The organism is Mucilaginibacter sp. P4_G9 (assembly GCF_056400985.1).
In genome coordinates this window covers 1-5,079 of sequence record NZ_JBFUKF010000356.1, presented here as the reverse complement: position 1 = coordinate 5,079, position 5,079 = coordinate 1, and the positions used below count along the sequence as shown (strand labels likewise).

The following is a 5,079-nucleotide window of genomic DNA, read 5'->3' as shown; positions in this document are numbered from 1 at the left end:
CCATACTGCTATCGCAAAAATCTGTGGTACTGGTTATCAATTGTACCTTGTATTTACCGGTATCAGCATAAGTATGTGACGGGTTGGTTTGACTGCTTGTAGAACCGTCTCCAAAATCCCACAACCAATGAACCGGCGCACCAGTGGTTAAATCAACAAACTGGAACTGATAATTTGGTATGCTGGTTATAGTATCGGGTTTGGCGGTAAATTGCGTTCCCGGAGGAGCGGTCACGTTTATATAATTTGCTTTTATTAAACTATCTGCGCAGCCGGTTAACGGATTGGTAGCAACAAGCTTAACTGTAAAAGGAGATTTATTATAGCTATAAGTATGAGGCGGGGGGGTAAAGCCAGTAGCAGTAGAGCCGTCGCCATAATCCCAGGTATAAGATAATGCATTGGGTTGTGTATTAGGGTCGGCATAGGTATTGTTGGTAAATGTAACAGTAGCATTTTTACAACCCGTTGTTACAGATGCTGTAAAGTCTGCTTTTGGAATATCATAAACCATAACCCTGTTGGTTGATTTAGAGGATTCGACACCTGAAGTACATTTACTTGATGCTGTAATGGTTACATAAAATAATCCGGGTGTAGTAAATACATAAGGTAAATTGTCGGTACCGGCAGTAGTATTGGTAACTACGGATCCCTTATCATCATAAATGGTATAATAAAATGTATCGCCGCCTGATGAATTATTTACAAAAGTTACATTTAAAGGGGCACAACCACTGTTTTTGTTGTCCAGGAAAAACATATCGGGGATAATTGTTGGGGCCGAAACAGTAATGGTGCGTTTTAGGGTTGTATCTGTATTGCCGCAATAATCCTGGGCAACCATAAATATGGTGTACTGTTTGGTACGCGTTGTGTTCAGCGGAGTATCAAATTTAAAGTCACTTTTATCTGTGTATACCTTTGATTCTAATTCAAGTGAACCATCATACAGGTAGTACGTGTATTGTAAATTTTTTCCGGGTGATGTATTTTTACCTGTCACTACAAAAGGTGAGCAGCCCTCAACTCTGTCGGGAATTAACCTTGCATCTGGTTTTGCCGGACTGATCTTTACCGAATCCAGGTAGGGGGGAGCAACGTTACAATCACTTACTATACTTAGGCTGATATGGTAAACCGTATCCCTGCCATCTGTTTTGGCTAAAAAAGTATGTGTGGGGTTAGTGCCTGTATCCGTTGAGCCATCACCAAAATTCCATAAAAAAGTACCGTTTGCAGGTTTTGATGTATTGGTAAACTTAACATCCAGGTTGCCACAGGCCGTACTTTTATCTTTAGTGAACGATGGGGTAGAAATAGCAGGGGGGATGGTTACCGTAAGTACAAATACAGCGCCTGCACAACCCGAATTAGTTGATGTAATATTATAGGTAACTATTGCATTGGCATTAACATCGCTGTTTGTCAGGATATCATTAATTAAACTGCCGCTACCATTTGTGGTATAACCAGACGCACCTGGAGTTGTTTTTGACGCATCCACAACCCATGTAAATGTGGTTGCCGGTTTAACAGCAGTAATGGTATAATTGAGCGCCACACCGGAACAGGTGGTTTTTATTGGCTTACTTGTTATAGAATCAGGACTGTTTATAATAATGGTAGTTGGATCTTTTATAGTATCACAAGGCGCTGCCAACTTGGTTATACCCTCAAAAACCAGGGTTACCTTACCGGCTTTTATTTCCTGGGCAGATGGGGTATAAACTGTTTGAGCGGAATTTTTATTAATGAAGGTACCGGTTCCGCCTGCCCATTGCATTTTAATCTGCGTATTATTAGATGTGCCGTTTAAACTGATAGGCGAACCAGCACACACAGCGGGATAGATGCCGGCCGTAACCGTTGGCGCCTGTATAAATTCTATTTGCTGACTATCAGTAGCAGGCGAACCACAATTGTTTGTGTTTGTTACTGTAACGGTATATTTTGCATAATCGGTAAAATTAATTACCGGATATTTCGAAGTATCGGCCGTACTATTAATAAAGGTATAATTACCGCCGGTGACCTTCCACTTATAGGTGGCCGGGGTACTTTGAGATGAGCCCGATAAAGTAGTTTGGGTGGCGCTATTGGCTTTATTATCAAACTTAAGGGTAGTATTGGTACCACAAAATATAGTATCCTTTGATAACTTGGCTACCGGCACGTCATTAACCACAATAGTTTGAATATCGGGGTCCTGAATCAATCCGCAGCTTATGGTTGAAATAGCCAGTTTTACCTGGTAAACACCTGTTTTGGCAAATAAAAACTGCGGCGCCTTACTACTTGCGTTTGTTCCGTTAGCATAACTCACCGGAGCCGGGCCGGAAACCGTCCAAACATATTTGTTGGTAGTATTACAGTTTGAATCAATTTTGGAAGTATTAACCGGGGTAAGCATAAACGGAATACAACCCGAGTTAACCGATACCGAAAATTTGGGCACCGGTGGCTCCTGGATACAGATATCTTGTGTAACATCAGCAACCGGACATGAGGCGGTGTTGCTTTGTAATTGAAGGGTTACCTTATGTGTGCCCGTTGTAGTGAAGGTATATAAAAAGGGATCGGATAATTTATAGTTCACTGCTTTGGTTACACCATCAACAATCCACGTATAACGCGCCTTTGTATTTGTACAGTTTGCTGATGCACTGTTGGGATCGTCGCCAGGAAAAGAATTGTTGAGAAATTGCGTAGGTGTGTTTATGCAACCTGCAACAGGTATAAGCGGAATATTAATGGGCGGATTTATCACCTTGGCATAACTGGCAACCGGCGTTCCAACATTACCACAAAACGGGCTGATTAACTGGAGTTTTACCTCAAATGAATTATTTTGCCCTTTCGCCACATTTCCGCATGAGGCTTTAGTATACTGATGCGAAACCTTTCCTCCGGCCGCAATTAACTGGCAATAAGTATAGGAAATTGATGGTGTGGCATCGCCCCACGAAACGTTGTATAGTAAACCAGGATAGTTATTCTTTATAACGGTAGGATCAATATCATACGTTATATTGGTAGCCCCACTGCCCAGACAGGCTGTAGTACTCCCTTCAACACCAAAACTATTATTAACTATATTATTAATTAAAGCATACGTATAAGTACCTATCGTTCCGCCCTTTAAGGCTTTAACACTAATGGTATAGTTTGATGCTTTAGCCGTAAAGCTACCATTGCTGGTAAAATCCTGGTTAGCAGCGCCTTCTGTGGTTTGCGAAAGCTCATTATAAAAGCTTGCTGTAACGGTAGCACCGGTAGTTGATGTATTTATAAAATTGTAAAGCGAAGAATTGGCGCCGGAGCATGATCCAAATACTTCGGGAAAATTAGGATCAATAGATTGAGAGTTTAAAGCCGCAGTAACACCGGTGCCGGCAATTATAGAAATAGCTGTAGAAGCAGAACTTGTAACGGCTGGGCTTGTTGCTACAACCCTAACCAAATAACCTGCACCGGCTGCCGTGCCCGCCGGGATGGTTCCGTTTACAAATGTGGCATAGTTACCTGTTGATTTACCTATTAGTTTCTGCGATGCGAAGCTGCCGCCTGCGCTGGAAAGGTAAAGATTAAAAGTATTGCCTGCATCAATGCAGTTACCGCTTGCCTGGATAGGTACACTTATGGTTGATCCGGGAGCATATGGACCAGCATCGACATTACCGATAGTGATAGTTTGTGAGAAAGAGTTAAACGAAATTATATTAAATAAGGCKAAAAAAAATAAATTTTTAGTAAATATTTTATCCATCCGGTCCTTTTTACGGTGTTTAATTGCTTAAAGTTTAATAAACCGAAGCAATGTAGCAAATTTCAACAAAAATTTATTGTTTTTTTTACAAGAATCGAATTTCTATTTGGGTATCAAATGTAAAAATGGAAAATAGTTGTCCACATATGCTAATAAAATTAATTATCGGGCAATAAGACACTCTTTGAAGATAACCGGGATAAAAATTATCCAAAAAACAAATAAGCCAGGAAGATTGCAGTTACAATTCCGGCCGCATCAGCAATTAAACCGGCAGGGATAGCATACCTTGATTTTTTGATACCTACTGTGCCAAAATATAGCGCAACAATATAAAAGGTAGTATCGGCCGAGCCATTGAATATGCTTCCCAAACGTCCGGCAAAACTATCTGGGCCAAAGGTTTTCATTACATCTATCATCATGGCCTTTGAACCCGATCCGCTAAGGGGTTTCATGTAGGCCACAGGCATGGCGTCTACAAAACGTGTATCTAAACTTGCTTTGGTACAAACCCAGCGTAAGCCTTCGTTCATATCATCCAAAGCGCCGCAGCTGCGGAATACGCTAATGCCTACCAGCATGGCAACCAGGTAGGGGATAATTTTTACTGAAGTTTCAAATCCGCTTTTGGCACCTTCAACAAAAACATCAAATACATTGATCTTTTTGATCAATCCACCCACAATAAAAATGACAGGAATAGCAAACAGGAGAAAATTACTCACCACTTTTGATACAGTACTGATCTCCTCTTTAGATAGGTGCGTAGTAAAATACCATACAACCAGCGTTATAAACGCGGTTACCCCACCAAGCCAGGTTATAATTACCCTATCAAACAGGTTTATTTTTTGCTTTACGGCTACTACCAATAAGCCAACTACCGTTGCCACATAGGTTGCTATAACACAGGGCAAAAATATATCGGCAGGGTCTTTAGCATTCAGAATTGCCCGTTGGGCTATTATGGTAACCGGCAACATCTGTAGGCCCGAAGTGTGCAGCACCAGGAACATGATCTGGGCATTAGATGCGGCATCTTTATCTTTGTTTAGCTCCTGCAAGCTTCCCATCGCTTTTAATCCAAGCGGGGTAGCCGCATTATCGAGCCCCAGCAGGTTGGCCGAAAAATTCATCAGCATTTGCCCTACCGCAGGGTGTTTCTCAGGAACTTCGGGAAATAAACGGCTAAAAAACGGACCTACAATGCGCGAAAGAAAATTAATTGCCCCGGCCTTTTCGCCAACATTTAAAATACCCAGCCAAAAAGCCATTGCACCAACCAGCGGCAGGGCAATATCCATAAC

General features: G+C 41.6%; 2 protein-coding genes. Both read right to left on the bottom strand.

Annotated elements, in window-relative coordinates; translation table 11 throughout:
- On the bottom strand, positions 1–3,769 hold a 3,769-nt coding region (locus AC1DPZ_RS21565; RefSeq protein ID WP_477407307.1), incomplete at its 3' end, for a PKD domain-containing protein.
- A 206-nt stretch (positions 3,770–3,975) separates the two neighbouring features.
- On the bottom strand, positions 3,976–5,079 hold a 1,104-nt coding region (locus AC1DPZ_RS21560), incomplete at its 5' end, for a nucleoside recognition domain-containing protein (RefSeq protein ID WP_477407305.1).